This window comes from Nocardia sp. NPDC051756 (assembly GCF_040681495.1).
Classification (GTDB): Bacteria; Actinomycetota; Actinomycetes; order Mycobacteriales; family Mycobacteriaceae; genus Nocardia.
The window spans coordinates 85,039-102,870 of record NZ_JBFAYV010000011.1 but is presented as its reverse complement, the minus strand read 5'-3'; the positions used below and the strand labels follow the sequence as shown (position 1 = coordinate 102,870).

Below are 17,832 nucleotides of genomic sequence, written 5' to 3'. Positions count from 1 at the left end.
CTTTGCCGGACGGGTCGGGCATGCTGAGGAATCTGAAACGCACGTCAACGGCAGGAGTATCAATGCGGATACATCACCTCAACTGCGGAACTCTGCGTCCACCTTCGCCGCGACTCGTCAATGGCACCGGGTCGTTGTTCGGCCGCGGAAAATGCGTCTGCCATTGCTTGCTGATCGAAACAGACGACCAACTCGTGCTGATCGATACGGGCATCGGCACCAACGACATCGCGCAACCGAAGGAAACCCTCGGCGCCGAATTCGTCTTGGGCGTCCATCCTGTGCTGGATCCTGAGGAAACCGCGATCCGGCAGATCGAGCGACTCGGCTATTCCGCCGGCGATGTCGGGCACATCGTGATGACCCATCTCGATATCGACCACACCGGTGGCCTGCCGGATTTCCCGCACGCGACGGTGCACGTCAACGCGGATGAACTCGAAGCAGCGCGCAGGCCGCTCACCTTCATGGAGCGGCGGCGTTATGCGGGCGCATCCTGGGCGCACGGTCCGAAATGGGCCGAGCATCGGGTCGACGGTGCCGACTGGTTCGGGTTCCGTGCCGTCCGCGAATTACCCGGCCTGCCCGACGAAATCCTGCTCATCCCACTGGACGGCCATACCCGCGGGCACACCGGTGTCGCGATCGATACCGGCGCTACCGAGGGCCCGCGCTGGTTGCTGCACGCGGGTGATTCCTACGACTTCCACGGTCAACTTTCGGCCGACCCGACCTGCCCGCTCGGGTTCAAGGTCTTCCAATACGCCATGCAGTCCAATAGATCCAACCGTCTGCACAACGTCGAACGCTTGCGTGAACTCGCCACCACCGGTGAGGTGGACATCTTCTGCGCGCACGATCCCGTCGAATTCGATCGCTACGCGCCACTGGCCGTCACGCATCCGGTCCGGTCGCGCTGACGGTGCTTTGTGCCGAAGGGCGAGTGATCGCGGCCTAGGTCAACCGAGCCGCCAGCCGCTTCGCGTTCATGTAGGCGATCGCTTCGATGGAGACCATCGGATTGACGCCGGACGCGGTGGGGAAACAGGAGCCATCGGTGACAACGATATTCGCGACTTCCCAGGTGGCTCCGTCGGGATCGGTGGCCGAGAGCTGCGGTGAACCGCCCATGCGGGCCGAGCCCATGATGTGCAGGGCGCCCATCGCGCAGTGGCCCGGTCCGTAGCCCGCGGCGCGGCAGGCGGCGGCGAAGTCGGCGTGCGAGCCGCGACGGCCGGGTTCGTAATCCACGCCGGCCTGATGGCCGGAGAAGATGCGGCGCGCGCCCGCCGCTTCGAGAATGCTTGCGGCGCCTTCGATTCCGGTGTGCAGGTGGGCGGCGTCGTAGTCGGACAGGCGGTAGTTGACGATCGGCTCGCCGGTTTTGTCGACGGTGACGGTGCCCGCATCGCGGTCGCGGGTGATGACGCCGATCGGGGTGGTGCGCGCGAAGTCGAGCAGGGTGCGGCGGTGCGCGTCCGCGCCACGCCAGCCCATGAAGCCGAGGGCCAGGCCCGGATGGACCGGGCCGGTCTCGTAGATGACGCCGTAGCCGTTGCCGTCGAGATCCGCGTGCTGACGGGAGATTCGCCCCTGTAGCGGGCCCTCCCAGCCGCGCACCTCCTCGTCGAAGACGCCGAACACCGCGGCGGCCGGATGCAGGCGCAGGTGGCGTCCGATGTTCTCGTTGCGCAGACCGGATCGGCGCAGTAGGGCCGGTGTCTGCACCGCGCCCGCGGCGACGACGACGGCGCGGGCGCGCACCTCGATCTGCGCGCCGGACTCGGTGATCGCCGAAATGCCCTCGGCGCGGCCGTTGTTCACCTTGATGCTGCGGACGTTCGCGTCGACGACCAGCCGGGCACCGGCCGCGGCGGCGTCGGCCAGCCACGTCTTGGTGACGGACTGTTTGGCCCCGACCCGGCAGCCGTAACCGCAGGAGCCGCATTCGATTCCGGCGTCGCAGGCTTCGGTTACGTTGCGCGGCAGGGCACTCACGTCCCAGCCGAGTGCCTGCGCGCCGCGTTCGAGGACCGCGTCACGGGCCGAGAGCGGAGAGCGGGTGTCGGTGACGGCAAGTCGGCGGCGCACCGCCTCGAGAGCATCGCCGAACTCGGCCTCGGCGAACTGCGCCGCGCCCAATTCGGCCCACTCCGCGCGAACGGAATCGGGAGTGGCCAGGGACGTGCTCCAGTTGACGACGGTGCCGCCGCCCAGACAGGTACCGGCGACGAGGGTGATCTGGCCCTCGGATGAGCTGGCACCAGGAGCGTAGAGCTGTTCGAGTGCCGCGAGTTCACCCGCGCCGAAATCCCGGTCGTCGTAATATTTTCCGCGCTCGACCACGATCACATCGAGACCGGCCTCGGCCAGCACGGCCGCCGCGGTGCCGCCGCCCGCACCCGATCCGACGATCACGACATCGCAAGTGAGGGTGGTGTTCTCGGTGCACCGGATCGGCGTCAACGCCGGCTGCGGCGCAGTACTGAGTTGCCCGGCCGGTCCGGGGTAGCCGATCTCCTTCCACAGCGGGTTGCTGCCCGTGGGACCCGGAGTCACGTTGTAGGCCAACAACGCTGCTTGTTTGAGCGCCTGAAAGATCGCGCGCACCGGTGCCAACCGGGAGTCGCCGAGCCGCAGCAGCGCACGCTCTCGCTCCTGCTGCGACAGCGTGGAAAACCGTCGCGGACCCGCACCCAGCAGCACTCCGGTCAGGCGAGAATCCCACCACCCCAACAGCATCGCCAGCTGCTTACGATCGGCCTCCCGCGGACTGCGCGCCAGCAACCGGAACACGGTATCGACCGCGCCGAGTTCACTCGCCGGCGGCAGCGTCGCCCCGTCGCCGGGAACGAACGTATCGCAGATCATGCTCAGCGCTGCCCGCTGCGCGGCCGTAGCCTCCATATGAAACTCCCCTTTTCCCAATGCGGGGTCGAGTTAATCATGTCGACCGGACTCCGCGCGCGTATTGACGCGAAGATGCAGGTAGGGGCGTTGCGAGGGAAGAATGCTCATTTACTTGATTGTCGGTACGCAGCAAGCGATCTGTGCCCTCTGCATCATCCGCTGCTGATCTTGTGTCGATCACGCCTTGTTGATTCAGCGGACGCGGGCGCGGGCGGCGTCAAGCATCGAGAACCATGGCTCGAAGGTTGGGCGATTCTCGATAGACCAGCGGGGGTGGCTCGGCAAGGATGGACGAATGCAAGGGGTAGGGGAACTGGAGCGAGTCGCAGAGCAGCAGGATCGGTCGGCGACCTTCGAGCTGGTCCGGAAGCTGGCCGACCCTGGCGTCGGTGGGCTGGAACGGGAGCAGATCGGGGATGTGCTCGGTCGGCTCGGCGACCCGCGCGCGGTGACGCGGCTGACCGAGATCGGTCACGACCGGGACCGTCCGGCCGAGGTGCGGCTGGCGGCGTTGCGGGTCCTGGAGCGCGCGGGAATGTGCCCGGAGGGCGCCGACCTGCGCGCCTGGTGGAATACCGGGGACGACTTGATCCGCGCCTGTGTGCTGCGGCAGGCCGAACGCGGCGAGGCCGATCTGCTCGAACCGGTGCTGCGCGATCCACACCACCTTCTGCACCGGCACGCGCTGGCAGGAATCGAGTTCGGCTTCGAGGAACCGCGCTGGCAGCAGTACAAGATCCAGGGTCTCGACCACCCGGACCCCGCGGTGCGGTGGACCGCGGCCGACGTCCTGTGCTGGGACGAACCGATCGCCGCCGAACCAGCCCTGCACCGCGCCGCCGTCGACAGCGACACCGACGTGGCCTGTTCCGCGATCGACACGCTGCGCTACTACTTCAGCCGCGCCACACTGCGGTTGCTGCACGAGATAGCCCAGGGTGATGACGAAAGGGCAATAGCGGCAAAGGATTCCAGAGATGACCTGCGCGGCGATTTCGAGTCCGAGCAACTGCGGATCCCGCAGTGGATCGCCCCCGTCGCCGACCTGCTCGCGCCGCCCGTGCTCGATACTCCACCGTCGCCCGGGCCGTCACAGCCCAGTCGGCCTGGCCCATCCGTGCCGCCGACGGCGGAGCTCTTCGCCATGTACTCCGACCTCGACGGTCCGTGGGCGGCGAAACTGGACGCACTGCGTCGCTACGACTGGACCACCGTCCCTGCCGTCGACCGCCCTGGTCTCGCTATCTTTCTGTCCGGCCATCCGGACCAAGAGGTGCGAGCGCTGTGCTGCCCCATCCTGTCCACCTGGCACGAGGCGGATCGGCTGTTCGCGCTCGCCCATGACCCGGAATCGGGTGTTCGCAAAGCCGCGGTCTACTACCTGCGATTCGTGCCGAGGTCCAGTGAGATCGCTACGCTCACTTGGGATCTGGTCGCCTCCGGGGAGATCGCCAGTACCCGCGGCTACGAGGCGCTGGCGACCTGTGCTGCGCATACGCCACCGGGCGAGCTCGACGACCGGCTGATCGAGCTGGCGCGCACCGACCTTCGGGAGAACATTCGCGTCGAGGCGGTATCCCAACTGGGCGACCACCTAGACGCACTGCTGCCTCTGCTGTCCGAACCGCCTCTGGTGACGTGGGGCGTGCACATTCGGCTACTGGATGCTTGCGCCAAGTCGGGGCTGCACCCGTTCGCGGCCGGCGCACTGCGGGAGGTCGACAACCTGCATCTAGCGGCGGCCCTCGCCGATCTCGATGACTGAGAGCGGTGCTCGGCGCCGATGAGTTTTGCGTGAGTCAGCAGGTGCTGGGTGCGGGTTTTCCGGCGAAGCGGTCGGCTAGGTAGGTGAGGGCGGTGGGTAGGCCTGCGGCGGCTTCGGTGCCGTGCTCGCCGATCGGATTCTCGGTTAGTTGGACCGGAGTTCCTGTGGCGCAGTATTTTTCGGCGAGGTTGCGGGCGGCGGCGATGGGGGCGAACTCATCGGCGATCGCGTGGTAGAGCAGCGTCGGCGCGGTGGGTGCGCCTGCGCGGAAGAGGGGGCTGGAACGGCGGACGACCTTGCTCAACTCGGGGTTGTTCGTGATCGAACCGGGCCATGCTTCCAGGTCCGCGGCGTCGAGGAACGGGTGGGCCAGTGCGGCGTCATGCAGGCAATCCGTTTGGCCGGCGGCCAGCATTCCGCGGCCGGATTCGTTGACGTACTGAAGAACATCGGCATCGGGATAAGAGCGGTTCAGGCCGACCAGGCCGACAACGACTGCGCCGCCTGCGATTCCGCCGCTGAAGCCGGACATGGTGGCCTCCAGATCGGCGACCACCCCGCCCAGCGCCACACTGGTCAGCCGTAGATCCGGGGCATAGGAACTTTGCGCTTGGGCTGCGACAGCAGTGGATTGGGCTCCGCCGGAGTACCCCCACATGCCGATCGGTGCGGAGTCATCGATGGCCGCGGGTCCGAATGCCTTGGCGGCGCGAATACCGTCCAGCACGCCGTGGGCGTAACCGTCGGCACCGGAGAAGTCGGACTCCGGCCCCTGATAGTCCGGCACGACGAGCGCCCAACCCTGTTGGAGCGCAAGGCGAATTACTCCGGTCTCGGAGAAGGCATTGCTCGGCCCGCCGCCGAGCCCGCCGCGCAACGCATAGGAGGGTGCGCATTTCGAGCCGACACCGTCCTCCGCGACCTGGTACGACACCAGCGGGCGAGGTCCGGCCCCGGTCCATTCCTGCTGCGGAACAAGAACTGTGGCGATGTAGGCGCTGGGCCGTCCGTGATTGTCGATCGTCTTGTACTGCACCTGCCACGCGTCGGCAGGCAACGGCAGCAGGAAGGACTGGGTGTCGACCGGCCGGGACGCGAGCACGGTGCCGTTGGGCAGATTCGCGATATCGGGAGGCACCGAATAGAACGAATCCTCTTCCGGCAGCGGCACTGCCGACGCCCCGTCGGCGAAGGTCGTCGCCAGCCCGAAAACCGCGGCCTGCACCATTACGATCCACACTGCGCGCATCGCCGCAGCCCCCTCCCCGAGAACCTGTTCTAGTTCGGGAGCTTAGCGCACGTGACGTGACCTTGGGCTCGCTCAGCGCCCAGGCGCAAGCACACAGAACTCGTTACCCTCGGGATCGGCCAGCACCGTCCACGGCACATCCCCTTGCCCGATATCGGTTTCCTCGGCGCCCAGCGTCTTCAGCCGAGCCACCTCGACCGCGGCATCATCGCCGGCATACGGCAGCAGATCGAGGTGAACGCGGGTCCGCACCGACCTCAGGTCGGGCGTGCGGAGGAACTCCAGATAGGGACCGACCCCCTTCGACGAACGCAGCGTCGCATGATCATCGTCCACCTCGTGCACGGTCCAGTCCGTCGCCGAACCCCAGAACCGGGCCATGGCCCGCGGATCCGCGCAGTCGACCACCACGGCAGCAATAGGTCCGGTGTCCAGGTAGACCGGGCGCGGCTCCAGCACGCAGAACACGTTGCCCTCCGGATCGGCCAGCACCGTCCACGGCACGTCACCCTGACCCACGTCGGCCGGCGTCGCACCCAACTCTTGGAGGCGCGCGACCAATTCCGCCTGATGCGCCGCGGAGGTGGTAGCGAGATCGAGATGGACCCGGTACTTCACCGTTTCGGGGTCCGGGACGCTGACGACATCGATGAACAACGCGGTGGGATCCGGCCAGGTGAGGCCCACGGGTTCGACATTGGTCACGCCGGGTCCCTCACTGGAAAGTCCCCAGCCGAGCGCGTCCGCCCAGAACCGGCCGAGCGCTGCGTCGTCCCGGGCCTTGAAGTTGACTTGAACCAGCCGTGTCCCCATCCGGCGATCCTATGCAACAGTGTCGCGCAACGGCATACGCAATATCTTCGGCCCGAGAATGCTGCCGATTCGGCGTGCGGTAGTGTCTCGAAACCAGAGGTTGATCCTCCGTTTACGGCCTTCTCTTGCGCTTCGATCCCTACCGTGCGGTAGGTAGACAGCGGCCGTCCGGGGGAGTTGTTCGCAGGCAAGGTGGGCCGCGAAGGTGCTGTACGGGCCCTGAACTCAGCACTATCCGGTTACCTCCAGGAGAACCTAGTCGTGTCCGTATTCCTCTATCGCTGGGGCAAATTCGCGTTCCGCTGCAAGTGGATCGTGCTGCCGCTGTGGCTGGTCTTCCTCGGCGTGCTCGGCACCGCGGGCGGCCTGCTGAGCAAGCCGATGAGCGACGAGTTCAGCATGCCGTCGCTGCCGTCGGAACGCGCCACCCAGATCCTGGACAAGCAGTTCCCCGGCATGTCCGATCAGTTCGGCATCGACGCCGTCAGCGGCGCTTACGTGATCAAGGCGCCCGACGGCACCAAGCTGACCGACAAGCGCAACAGTGATGCCATCGACGCGCTGATTGCCGACCTGAAGACGCTCTCGGTCGAGGACGGCAAGCGCAAGCTCGTCTCCGAAAAGGAAGCCGCGGCACTGAAGAACCCGGTCGAGCTGACCAAGACGATGGGCTGCCTGACCGACGCCGACCCGTCGAAATGCGCTGGCGCGCCGCTCAATGTGCTGAGCAAGGACGCACCGGCGACCGTTGCCGTGCTCTCGGTGCCGTTCGACATCGCCTCGGCCATGGACATCACCGACGAAGAGCGGCGCGCCGCCTACGACGTGGCCGCTGCGGCCCGCGCGCAGGGCTTGACCGTCGAGATCGGCGGCGCGATCGAGCAGAAGCAGGAACAGCCGAGCGGGCACGCCGAGATGATCGGCATGAGCGTGGCGCTGGTGGTCATGGTGATCGCCTTCGGCGCGATCATGGCGGCCTTCGTGCCGATCATCACCGCCATCGTCGGCTTGGGCGCCGCGATGATGGTGATCTCGCTGAGTACCTCGATCATCGAGGTGCCGAGCTTCACGACGTTCCTGGCGTCGATGATCGGCATCGCGCTGTCCATCGACTACGCGTTGTTCATCGTCTCCCGCTACAAACACGAACTCCGGGTGGCGGCGAGTCCCGAAGAGGCCGCGGGCATTTCGGTCGGCACCGCCGGATCCGCGGTGGTGTTCGCGGGTCTCACGGTCATCGTCGCGTTGAGTGCGCTGAGCATCGTCGGCGTGAACTTCCTGACGTTCATGGGCCTGGGTGGCGCGGTCGCGGCGTTGTTCGCGGTGATCACCGCAATCACCCTGATGCCGGCCCTGCTCGGTGTGTTCGGCCGTTTCCTGTTCAAACCGAAGCTGCCGCTGGTCGCCCGGCACGACCCGGAGGACGACACCTCCGTCACCAACGGCATGCGGGTGGCCCGGCTGATCGGCAAGCGACCATGGATCGCGCTGGCCATGGCCGTCGCAGCGCTTGCCGCACTGGCGACTCCGGCGCTGAACCTGCAATTGGGTCTGCCCGGCGAGGACAGCTTCCCGACCGAATCCACGGTCCGGCAGGCCTACGACATCCGGACCGCGGGCTTCGGTGAAGGGCGCAACGGCATCCTGACCGTGGCCGCCGATCTGGAGCGGGTGCCGGAAGGTGAGCGTGCGACCGCGGTCACCGCGCTGCACGACCGGCTCGCCGCGTTCCCGGAGATGGATTACGTCACCACACCGCAATTCAGCACGAACAAGCTCGGCGTCATGCTCAACGGCGTTCCGAGATCGGGGCCGAACAATCAGGCCACCAAGGACCTCGTGCGCGACGCCCGCGCCGCCGAAGCCGAACTGACCGAGCGATACGGCATCGAATACGGCATCACCGGCACCACCGCCATTTACGCCGACATGGACCACGTCCTGCTCGGCAAGATCGTTCCGTACTTGGCGATCGTGGCCGGTGCGGCGTTCGTTCTGTTGATCCTCGTGTTCCGGTCGATTCTGGTCCCGTTCACCGCGGCGCTCGGCTTCCTGCTCTCCATGGCGGCGACCTTCGGCGCGACCGTGCTGATCTTCCAGGAGGGCACCTTCGGCCTGATCGCCGATCCGCAGCCGATCGTCAGCTTCCTACCGATCATGTTGATCGGCTTGGTATTCGGGCTCGCCATGGACTATCAGGTGTTCCTGGTGACCCGGATGCGCGAGGAATACGTGCACGGCAAGTCGCCGACCGACGCGATGATCTCCGGGTATCACCACGGGGCGCGGGTGGTCACCTCGGCGGCGATCATCATGATCTCGGTGTTCGGCTCGTTCCTGCTCGAACAGGACGTCACGGCCAAGTCCATGGGTTTCGCGCTGGCCTGTGGTGTTGCCATCGACGCCTTCGTGGTGCGCATGGTGCTGGTGCCGGCGTTGCTGGTGATCATGGGCAAGGGGGCGTGGTGGATGCCGAAGTGGCTCAACCGGGTTCTGCCGGATATCGATGTCGAGGGCACGAAGCTGCGTGAGCTGCGGCAGCCGGAACCGGTTGCCGCCGAGCCGGAGCCGATGTTCGCGCACGTCAATGGTATTGGGGCGCAACAGTTGTCGGATGTGTCGACCGCACCGGCCGTTGCTGTGACGAGCGGCCGGACGATCGGTGGTTCCATCCGCCGGGACAACGGGCAGCCGGTGCCGGACGCGGTGCTGACCCTGATCGATCAACGCGGACACCAGGTTTCACGCGCGAGCGGAGACGGCAGTGGCAGTTACGTCATCGAGCCGCCCGCGCCGGGCAACTACGTGCTGATCGTCTCGGCGAACGGGCACCAACCGGCCGCGGTGCAGGTTCTCGCGGTGGACGGCGCGCAGCACGTGGACGTCACGCTGGAGGGCTCCGGCGAGCTGTCGGGTGTGGTGCGCAGCGCCGCCCGCGAGCCGGTGGCCGGCGCCTCGGTCACCGTGACCGACCTGCGCGGCGAGGTGGTCGGCGCGGCCGTGACCTCGTCGGACGGTGCCTACGCCTGCAAGGGCGTGCTGGCCGGGACCTACACGCTGGTCGCGGTCGCCGCCCGAATGCGGCCTACCGCAACGACATTGACTGTGCCGGACGGCGGCCGCTTCCGGTTCGACGTCGAGCTGGCGCCGATGGCGATGCTGTGGGGGACGGTGCGCGCCGACGGACGGCCGGTGCACAACGCCCGGATCACCGTGGTCGACTGGTCCGGCGCGCCGGTCGGCACCACCCACACCGACGCGGACGGTCGCTACACCGTCGCCGACCTGCCCGAGGGCGAGTACACCGTCGTCGCGCGCGGCTACCCGCTGGTGACCGGGCAGGTGACCATCACCGGCAACCAGGTCGACCACGACATCCGCCTGAGCTTCGGCGCCGACGAATACGCCGACCTGTCCTGACCTTTCAGTCCGGCAGGATCTCGACGTATCCGTCCGTGCCGTGCACTCGGATGCGCTGCCCGTCGCGGATCAACTCGGTGGCGTGCTCGACGCCGACGACCGCGGGCAGTCCGTACTCGCGGGCGATCACCGCGCCGTGCGTCATCAGGCCGCCGACCTCGGTCACCAGGCCCGTGATCGCGACGAACAGCGGGGTCCAGCTCGGATCGGTGTAGGCGGTGACCAGGATGTCGCCGGCTTCGAGGTCGGCCTGCGCGATGTCGGACACGACGCGGGCGCGGCCCTCGATCGTCCCGGCGGACACCGCCATTCCGGGCAGCGCGCCCGCGGGCAGGTCTTCGCGGCGGTATGCCCCGGTCAGGGTCTCGCCGTCGGAGGTGAGCACTCGTGGCGCGGTGAGCGTCTGGTACGTGCGAAATGCTTCCTTGCGCTCATCGATGAGTTGCGCACTCGCGCTTCGCGTTCGGACCACCTCGCTGAGTTCGTCGAACCTCAGGTAGAAGATGTCTTCGGGGTCGCGCAGAACGCCCGCCGACACCAGACGTTCGGCCTCCCGCAGCAGCGCCTGCTTGTAGACGTAATAGCGGCTGACCATGCGGTACTTCGGATACTCCCGATACCCGGAGAACGTACGGACGCGGTCGATCATCCGCTCGGTCTCCTCGGCCTTCTGCTCGCCGTCCGGCAGGGCGCGCAAGCGTTGCAGGAGTTCGAGTTTCGTCTGCTCGGCGTCGCGCAGGCCGTCGTCGAAGCGCTGCCTGCCCGCGCCGGGCCCGAAGTTCTTGATATTGCCGAGGATTGTCGGCACGAGGGTGGCGGGGCGTTCGGTCCAGCGTGGTCTGGTGATGTCGATCTCGCCGGCGCAGCGCATACCGTACTTGTCCAGGAAGTCTTCTATCGCGGCCCGGACCGCTTGGCCGCCTTGGTATTGCGCCAGTTCGTTCAGGAAGTCGTCGTTTCCTGCCTGCTCCACCTGTTGCAGGTAGGCCACGACCTCCGGGTGCGGGCGGATCACGTCGGCGACGTCCAGCAGGGCCAGGCCCATCTCCGACGTCACGTTCCCGGGAACCGATTGGGTGAGCGCGTCGGCGGCGTTCTTTTCGCCCAGCCATTCCTGAAGCTGATCGTTGAGCCAGAACGAGGCGTCCATCGCGGCGTTGATCACCTGTAAACCCAATGGGGTGAACAGGACTCGCTGCAATTCTTGGATGTCGGTCTTGATGAAGTCGAGCAGACTCGGTCCGGACTCGGCTTTGATGTCGCGGGTCAAAGCATCGAGCGAGGCCTCACTTGCGGCGATCAGCTCGGTGACGATGCTCGGATCGGTCTCGATCGGTGCTGGTGCCGGCGGCGGTGTGGCTGTGGAAACCTGTTCTGGCACTCGAGGAACGAAGCCTCGATCGACCACAGTCTGTAGTGCGTCGCCGATCAGGGGATCGGACTTGCCGAGTGCCGCGACCAGACCTGCGCTGGTCTTCGGCGAGGTCAGCGCCCTGGTGACATCCACGAACAACCGGCCGCCCGCGTCCCGCATGGGCGCGCGACTCGTGAGCTGCCACAGCGAGATTCCCAGCGGCTTCATCGCATCGGTCATCATCTGCTGATGGCCGACCGACACATAGACGTGGTTCTCCTCGTCGGCGGCAACAGGAATCGGGAACAGCGTGGTGATCGGCCTGCTCTGCACGATGCGGATCGCGTCGCCATCCAGGCACCATTCGATGTCCTGGGGGCTGCCGAAATGCGCCTCGATGTGGCGGCCGAGCTGCGCGAGCCGCAGCACCTCGGCATCGGAGAGGACGGGCTCGTTGCGGCGTTCCTGGGCGATCTCCCGCACCTCGGTTCCGCCCGATGGCACCGGCTCGACGGCGAGTTTCTTGGTGGCGATCGTCTTGCTGGTGATATTGCCGTCGCGCACCTGGTAGATGTCGGCGTTCACCAGGCCGGAAACCAGGGCCTCGCCGAGACCGAAGCCGGCGTCGATGGACACGACCCTCCGATCGGAGGTGACCGGGTCGGCGGTGACCAGGATGCCCGCGGCGCGCGGGAACACCATCCGCTGTACGACTACCGCCATCTGAATCGACTTGTGGCCGAAACCGTTTCGCAGACGATAGGTAACGGCTCGCTCGGTGAACAGTGAAGCCCAGCATCGGCTGACGTGTTCGAGGATCGCTCCGGACCCCACGATGTTCAGATAGGTGTCCTGCTGGCCCGCGAAGGACGCGTTCGGCAGATCCTCCGCGGTCGCACTGGAGCGGACCGCATAGGCACCCTCGGTTCCCAGCCGAGCATGCGCATCGACGATCTCGGCCGCCACATCCTCCGGAATGGCGAGCCCTTCGACCGCCTGCCGGATGTCCGCACTCAGCACGCCGATCGCCGCCCGATCCTCCGGCTCCAGCCGCGACAACTCCACCAGCCGATCCTCGATTTCCGGCCCCACAACCCGCGTAAACGCCTCCGTCGTCACACAGAACCCCGCCGGCACCTCCACCCCCTCGACCCGCGATAACTCCCCAAGGTTCGCCCCCTTGCCCCCCACGACCGCAACCTGCGTCCGATCGATCTCCCCGAAGCCGAGCACAAAGGCCATCCCGCTACTCCTCACCTGGTGGTTTCGGCATATCGCGAGCGATTATGGACCACAATCCGATGTCTCATGAGGGCCCGGAATCGTGTATACAGTAGAAGGGGGAAGGGAACAGCGCCCTGCGCTGGCCGGAGCATTCAAACGCTCGGTGCGAGGCCTACCCATTCATCATCGAGTGGTTGCTCGATCCAGGCGGCTGGTAGCTGGCGGATCGAGTGCACGCCGATCCGGGCACGAACCGCACTCATTCGCTCGATCGGACCCGGTCCGAAGCTGACGCCGCCGGTGAAATCGACGCGGTCGAAGGACACGTGCTCACCGAATCGCGCATCACTGAAATCCACGGCACCGGTGAAAACCGATCGCCGGAACATCCCGATACCACCGAATACCGCGCCGCGGAAGGACACGGCGTCGCCGAATTCGACATGCTCGAACGACGCATTGGACTCGAAACCGGCCCGGCCGAAGGTCGCCTCGCCCAGGCGACTGTGGTCGAAGGTGACCGTCCGCCTGAAGGTGGTCTCGCGGAACGAGATTCGTTGATCACCGAACCTGTTCTGGTCGAAGCGCGCGTGCTGTTCGAACACCGACTCGTCGAAGTTGACGGCGGACTGCCAGTCCGCGCCGCTGAAGTCCACCGGAACGTGCCACTGCGTTCGGCGCAGGCACGCGTCGCCGAGGAACTTCGCGCCGCCGAACCGCGCCTCGCCGTGAAACCTGCTGTCGTCGAAGGTGGTCGACCCGGCGAAGGTCGATCCGGTGAAGTCGACATCGTTGAAATCGCATCCCGCCGCGTCGAATCCGTCGAGTCGAGCACCGGCGAGGTCGAGCCGCAAACCGGCCCAACTGTCCGGCCCCGACCGGATTCTGCGGGTCACGATGCGTTGGATGGCCAACCGCACGTGCTCTTCGTCGGAAGCCTCCCGGCGCACCGGCATGCGCAGGTAGGCACACAGGACATCGGCCGTCGCATGCCGATAGCGCTCGTTGTTGTGCGCCAGCCGTTCCAGCGCGTACACCCCGCCCAGCCGGACCGGCGCGTTGTCCGAGCCGAGATGCTCGACCGCCTTGGCGAACAGGTCCGTGACCCTGCGCTCGGTCGCGTCGTACTCCGAGATCTCCATGGCGCGATCCCGGGCAGTTCGATCGGCCGCCGCGGTGGCTTCGACGTGCGCTTGCACGCGTTCCTGATGCGCCCGGGTGATGGCGTCGACCTGTTCCCGGTGCTGCTGGGTCCGCTCGTTCAGCCACTGACGCCGTCCTACCAGCAGCAGTCCCACCGCGCCACCCGTCCCGGCGACCACGGTCAAACCCGTGCGGACGGCGTCGATGCGCAGCGCCGCTCGGGACGCGCCGCCGGTGTCCGCGATGTTCCACAGCCACCACGTCACCAGCAGTCCGAACCCGATCGCCAGGACGAAACCGCCGAGCACGAGCCACCACGGCATCACCCGAAACGGTTGCTCGGCATCGTTTTCAGCAGAGGAGCGCGTGGCCATGGGACTGATGATGACTACCTGTGCACCGCTTGTCAGCCGACTCGGCGATCATGGCGTCGCTCGGGTGGTGGGCCGACTACCTCTAGGTCGAGTTCGGCGCGGGCTCGCGCGAATCCTTCGGTGGGGAAACGCATGTCGCCGCCTTCGGTGTGTATGTGGGCCTGGGTCGGTGTGTTCATGTACTCGAAGAACTTCTCGAATATGTCGGTGGTGAGTAGGCCGAGCATTTGGGTGTTGTGGCCGTCGAAGGCGAAGCTGTGGATGGTGCCTGCTGGGGCGTGGAGGAAGTCGCCTTTAGTGAGCAGGATTTCGGTGCCGTTGGCGTGTAAGAGGATTCGGCCGTCCAGGCAGAGGAAGTTCTCGGTGTGCCTGCGGTGGAAGTGGCGGGGGATGTAGGGGCTCTTGCCTCCGCTGGTGTGCAGGGCGAAGTAGGTTCCGCCGGTATTGCGTGAGCGGGCGAGATGGGAATTGAGTTGGTCCATGCTTGCCCAGCGGTCACCTTCGCCGGCGTCCAGGACGTAGGGCGTTTCGTCGGGCGGCAGCCGTGTGCCGGTTCGCGGTGGGAGGTCGTGCTTTTCGAGATCGTGGATTCGTATGCCGAACTGAGCCGCCAGTTCGGATCGGCGACCGGCAGATATCGGCTGGTCAGCGGCGATGTCGAAGACATGTGATGTCGTCTCGCGGCCCGTTGCTTGCGCGAACCGGTGACCGTCGCCGCCGGTGAGCCAGCTCAGGAATCGCGTGCGGTGCGCGAGCATGCGGTAGGCATACGGTGTTCCAGGTGGAATCGCGACCGACGCGCCGGGCACGAGGACCTGCGTCTCGCCCGGCAGCCACACCTGTAGCTGTCCGTCGGTGACGTGCAGGAACCGATGCTCCCGCTCGTGCGAAAGGAACGGTGTCTCGATTCCCTTGCCGCCGTACACATATGCCGCACCGAACTGCCCGCCGGTGTCTTCGGCGCGCGCGATGATCGTGATCAGCTGCCCGCCGAGTTCGTACCGCTCACCTTCCCCGGCGGCCAAATAATAGGGGACGCAACGCCCAGGAAGTTCATCGATTGCCGGGACGAGTGAATGCACTTCGTCGACGGCCGGAATGTCGAAAGTCGCCATAGCTCCGAACACAGCACCCGGGCCTGGGTCGCCGCCAAAACGGTTGTAAGGCCACATTTTAGGTCACTGCCTGGTTCGGACTGTAGCAGTCCGAACCAGAGGCGCCGCAATCGGTTACATCGAGGCGAGGCTGATGGCTCCGAGCAGGGCAAGGCCGAAAGCGGCCAGGACGGACAGGGCCAGCGGGCGGAACAGACCCGGGCCGAGGGCTCTGGCGAGGAAGTAGCCGACGCCGCCACCGAGCGCCGCCAGCACGAATCCCTCGCCCTTGATCAGGTAGAACACCGACGCCATGGCCGCGTTGCCGACCTCGGCGATGCCGCGCGCGTCGTCACCGAACGGGATCGGGAACCGGTAGACGATCCCGACCAGCGCGGCCGCGACCGGCGCGGCCAGCACCGCGATGATGACACCCCACATCGCGACCGCCCACCGCGTGGGTGCACTCGTCCGACCTTCCTCGATCTCCATGCGTGCTCACTCTCTGGTCTCGGTAGATGAATCGTAGAGTTGCTGATCTTTCGGACGGTGCGCCGTGGCCGGAAAGAGTTCGCCGCCGGTAACGGCTACTGTCGGTGCCGGTAATTGGTTTTGCTCGAAAGATGGTGTGCGTGAACAGCGTTATCGGTGTGGGTCCGGGGTGGCGGCGGTGAGCGGGCTAGGTCGTCGGCGGTTCATCGCCGGAGTGTCGGGGGCCGCGGGGGTGCTGGCAGTCGGGCTCGGGGGTGCTGGGTCGGCCCAGTCGCGGGTGCCCGCGGTCGAGTCCGAGCATGGCGCCGGCGAGAAACCGACGGTGCCCGACACTCCCGCCTCGGAGTTGAGTACGTTCTTCGCCACCGTGGCGGTCGGGAACGCGCTCGAGGTCGACAGCGAGAGCGACGGGGACCTGTGGGTGACCTGCTGGGCGGACGACGACAACCTGTATTCGGTCAACGGAGACGGCAGCGGGTTCGCGGACGGACCGCGGCACGACATCGCGGTCAATCGGATCAGCGGCGATCCGAAGAACGGGTTCACCGGTGAGGTACTGGCGGTGTCGGATGAGGTCGGGGCCGTGTGGGGAGATCCCGAGCGGTACAACCGGAAGCCGACCGGGATCGTCTGCGTGGACGGGCGGCTCTATCTGGCGATTCAGGACCTGCGGGCCGGGCACGAGGACATCGCGTTCAATGACGCGCCTGCCGCCAGCGTTTCGTGGTCGGACGATCACGGGCAGACCTGGCACAAGACGCAGCAGCCGATGTTCACCGGGGGAGTCTTCACCACGATCTTCTTCATCGACTTCGGCCGGGACTCCGGCGATGCCGCGGCGGCGTTGGGCGCGGATGCCGCGCGCTACGTCTATGCCTATGGCCTGGACGGCAATTGGCGCGGGTCCTTTACCGCGACCGTAGCCGACCCGTTCGACCTGTACCTGGCGCGCGCACCGAAAGACGCTGTCGAGCAACGCAACCGGTGGGAGTTCTTCGCCGGACTCGACGGCGACAAGCCACGGTGGAGCAAACAGCTGGAGGAACGCCGCGCGGTGCTGCGCGACACCCGGCGGCAGTACACGACGCTGCGCAACTATCGCGAGTCCCCGCACAATCTTTCGGTGATCTCGCAGGGCGGCGTGGTGTACGTCAAGGCGCTGAATCGGTACCTGTACACGTCATGGACGGAGTACACGTTCGAGTTCTATGAAGCGCCCTCGCCGTGGGGACCCTGGAAACTGTTCCTCACCAAGGATTTCGGCGGCTATCCGTGGTTCGGTCGCGGACCCGGCTGCCCCGGTCCGAAGAACGGCGGCTACGCCACCACCATCCCGTCCAAGTTCATCTCGCCCGACGGCACCTCGATGTGGGTGCAGTCGAACTGGTGGGTGGGCAGCGCGGGCGGCGACACCGCGTACAGCTTCAACCTGCGGAAACTGGCGCTGCAACCGTTCAGTGCGCAGTCGCCGGCGAACCAGCCGGACCCGCGGGACAACCTCGCCTACAGCGGCGCGTCCGTCACCCCGATCGAGAAATCCGCACACTACGGCCATACCGAGTACTACAACGACGGCGATTTCACCAAGAGCGAGAACAGCTTCGACCAGGAGAACAAGGACCTGGACTACTGGGGCTTCACCTGGTCGAAGCCCTATCTGCTGAACCAGGTCGTCTATACGACCGGCGAAATGTTCGACGACGGAGGCTGGTTCGCCGCCGGATTGCGCGTTCAGGTGCGGCAGAACTTCCAGTGGATCGACGCGCAGAATACGAAAGTCGAGCCCCGGTATCCGTATACGCCCAGGGCCGGCGCGTTCAAGAGCTACACCTTCAACTTCGCCACCTTGGCCGGTGATGGGGTCCGGATCGTCGGAAAGCCCGGCGGCAGTTCCTATTTCACCTCGATCGCGGAACTCGAGGTCTACTACCGGTAGCGGCGTCCCGATACCCGGTTGTCAAGTGGCGCTGCGGACCTGTCTAAAGCGCTCGGGC

The 17,832-nt window shown here is 66.3% G+C and carries 11 protein-coding genes and 1 pseudogene; 4 read left to right on the top strand and 8 right to left on the bottom strand.

The window, feature by feature from the left end; genetic code table 11:
* Window positions 1-20: 20 nt before the first annotated feature.
* The gene (locus AB0M22_RS38150; RefSeq protein WP_364737301.1) at window positions 21-920 is read left to right on the top strand and encodes an MBL fold metallo-hydrolase; all 900 of its coding nucleotides are present in this window, start codon (window positions 21-23) and stop codon (window positions 918-920) included.
* A gap of 34 nt (window positions 921-954) precedes the next feature.
* On the opposite strand, the gene AB0M22_RS38145 is transcribed toward AB0M22_RS38150, so the two are convergent.
* Complete coding sequence (locus AB0M22_RS38145; protein WP_364737299.1) at window positions 955-2,907, bottom strand: FAD-dependent oxidoreductase; 1,953 nt, start codon at window positions 2,905-2,907, stop codon at window positions 955-957.
* A gap of 298 nt (window positions 2,908-3,205) precedes the next feature.
* Between AB0M22_RS38145 and AB0M22_RS38140 the strand changes: the two genes are divergently transcribed.
* Window positions 3,206-4,675 (top strand): HEAT repeat domain-containing protein, encoded by a 1,470-nt coding sequence (locus AB0M22_RS38140; protein ID WP_364737297.1) that lies wholly within the window; start codon window positions 3,206-3,208, stop codon window positions 4,673-4,675.
* A gap of 34 nt (window positions 4,676-4,709) precedes the next feature.
* On the opposite strand, the gene AB0M22_RS38135 is transcribed toward AB0M22_RS38140, so the two are convergent.
* The 3 genes and pseudogenes from AB0M22_RS38135 to AB0M22_RS38125 form a co-directional block, all read right to left on the bottom strand.
* Entirely contained in the window at window positions 4,710-5,903 is a 1,194-nt protein-coding gene (locus tag AB0M22_RS38135; protein ID WP_364737295.1) for a lipase family protein, read from the bottom strand.
* Between the two features lie 93 nt (window positions 5,904-5,996).
* Entirely contained in the window at window positions 5,997-6,332 is a 336-nt protein-coding gene (locus AB0M22_RS38130; RefSeq protein ID WP_364737502.1) for a VOC family protein, read from the bottom strand.
* A 45-nt stretch (window positions 6,333-6,377) separates the two neighbouring features.
* Window positions 6,378-6,737 (bottom strand): annotated as a pseudogene (locus AB0M22_RS38125) (VOC family protein); the annotation flags it as partial.
* A gap of 261 nt (window positions 6,738-6,998) precedes the next feature.
* Here AB0M22_RS38125 and AB0M22_RS38120 point away from each other — a divergent pair.
* A complete protein-coding gene (locus tag AB0M22_RS38120; RefSeq protein ID WP_364737293.1) occupies window positions 6,999-10,157 on the top strand; it encodes an MMPL family transporter in 3,159 nt (1,052 codons plus the stop codon).
* Window positions 10,158-10,161: 4 nt separating this feature from the next.
* On the opposite strand, the gene rph is transcribed toward AB0M22_RS38120, so the two are convergent.
* From rph to AB0M22_RS38100, 4 genes are all read right to left on the bottom strand, one after another.
* Window positions 10,162-12,753 (bottom strand): rifamycin-inactivating phosphotransferase, encoded by a 2,592-nt coding sequence (gene rph / locus AB0M22_RS38115; RefSeq protein ID WP_364737291.1) that lies wholly within the window; start codon window positions 12,751-12,753, stop codon window positions 10,162-10,164.
* Between the two features lie 134 nt (window positions 12,754-12,887).
* Window positions 12,888-14,252 (bottom strand): pentapeptide repeat-containing protein, encoded by a 1,365-nt coding sequence (locus AB0M22_RS38110; RefSeq protein WP_364737289.1) that lies wholly within the window; start codon window positions 14,250-14,252, stop codon window positions 12,888-12,890.
* Window positions 14,253-14,284: 32 nt separating this feature from the next.
* Window positions 14,285-15,367, bottom strand: a complete 1,083-nt coding sequence (locus tag AB0M22_RS38105; RefSeq protein WP_364737287.1) for a quercetin 2,3-dioxygenase — start codon at window positions 15,365-15,367, stop codon at window positions 14,285-14,287.
* Between the two features lie 114 nt (window positions 15,368-15,481).
* Window positions 15,482-15,838: a hypothetical protein gene (locus tag AB0M22_RS38100; protein ID WP_364737285.1), complete on the bottom strand. Its 357-nt coding sequence runs from the start codon at window positions 15,836-15,838 to the stop codon at window positions 15,482-15,484.
* Between the two features lie 178 nt (window positions 15,839-16,016).
* On the opposite strand from AB0M22_RS38100, the gene AB0M22_RS38095 reads away from it, so the two are divergent.
* Window positions 16,017-17,774 (top strand): hypothetical protein, encoded by a 1,758-nt coding sequence (locus tag AB0M22_RS38095; protein ID WP_364737283.1) that lies wholly within the window; start codon window positions 16,017-16,019, stop codon window positions 17,772-17,774.
* Window positions 17,775-17,832: the final 58 nt, after the last annotated feature.

What these genes read in the sequence shown, in the direction of transcription:
- AB0M22_RS38150 (WP_364737301.1), top strand. Translation starts at nt 21, where the DNA reads ATGCTGAGGAATCTGAAACGCACGTCAACGGCAGGAGTATCAATGCGG.
- AB0M22_RS38145 (WP_364737299.1), bottom strand. Translation starts at nt 2,907, where the DNA reads ATGGAGGCTACGGCCGCGCAGCGGGCAGCGCTGAGCATGATCTGCGAT.
- AB0M22_RS38140 (WP_364737297.1), top strand. Translation starts at nt 3,206, where the DNA reads ATGCAAGGGGTAGGGGAACTGGAGCGAGTCGCAGAGCAGCAGGATCGG.
- AB0M22_RS38135 (WP_364737295.1), bottom strand. Translation starts at nt 5,903, where the DNA reads ATGGTGCAGGCCGCGGTTTTCGGGCTGGCGACGACCTTCGCCGACGGG.
- rph (WP_364737291.1), bottom strand. Translation starts at nt 12,753, where the DNA reads ATGGCCTTTGTGCTCGGCTTCGGGGAGATCGATCGGACGCAGGTTGCG.
- AB0M22_RS38110 (WP_364737289.1), bottom strand. Translation starts at nt 14,252, where the DNA reads ATGGCCACGCGCTCCTCTGCTGAAAACGATGCCGAGCAACCGTTTCGG.
- AB0M22_RS38105 (WP_364737287.1), bottom strand. Translation starts at nt 15,367, where the DNA reads ATGGCGACTTTCGACATTCCGGCCGTCGACGAAGTGCATTCACTCGTC.
- AB0M22_RS38100 (WP_364737285.1), bottom strand. Translation starts at nt 15,838, where the DNA reads ATGGAGATCGAGGAAGGTCGGACGAGTGCACCCACGCGGTGGGCGGTC.